Annotated in this window: 1 pseudogene; it reads right to left on the bottom strand. The window is 61.1% G+C overall.

Annotated features, from left to right (window positions below):
- A pseudogene (locus ADK28_RS32185) lies at positions 1 to 570 on the bottom strand (type VI secretion system ATPase TssH); the annotation flags it as partial.

Raw genomic sequence — 570 nt, 5'->3', positions numbered from 1 at the left:
AAAATGCGCCCAGCGGACGCCCGGTACGACGAAGATCGGCGCGTGCCGTCAGCAGATGCTTATGCAGATGTTCAATCGCAAGCGACTGGCCCCGAATACTGCCGCCAAGATACGCCGGCAGGTTCATCACCACGTCCAGCTCGCTTTGCGAAATGCGGTTGACAGGCACGCCGGTCCACTCCGCCACCACTGCGGCAATCTGACGGGCATCCACATGCGCCGACACCCGCACCGATGACGCCTGCAGGGCGTCAAGCTCCTGCTCAAGCTGTCGCAATGTGGCCACCGGTTCGTCATCGTCTTCACTTTCTGTCGTCAGCAGTTGCGCGCGCAGTGCGACGATAGACTGCACCAGCCTGAGCTGCGCCTGCCAGTTCTCTTCTTCCGTTATCAGCTTTGCTCGTTCGGTCTGTTCCTCAGCACAGAGTTCACTGAGCCGGGCCTGGTGATCGCCCAGACCAATGCGCGACTGGCGCTCGAGCTGGACAATTTCCAGTCCGCGCTGTTCAAGCCGGGTCTGCAGATGGCTGACTTCACGGGGAGGCGTGGTCAGGTTAATCGCCACTCTGG

Origin of the sequence: Serratia sp. 506_PEND, assembly GCF_001076875.1 — a bacterium.
Classification (GTDB): domain Bacteria; phylum Pseudomonadota; class Gammaproteobacteria; order Enterobacterales; family Enterobacteriaceae; genus Serratia; species Serratia marcescens.
This window is presented reverse-complemented; position numbering and strand designations above follow the sequence as displayed.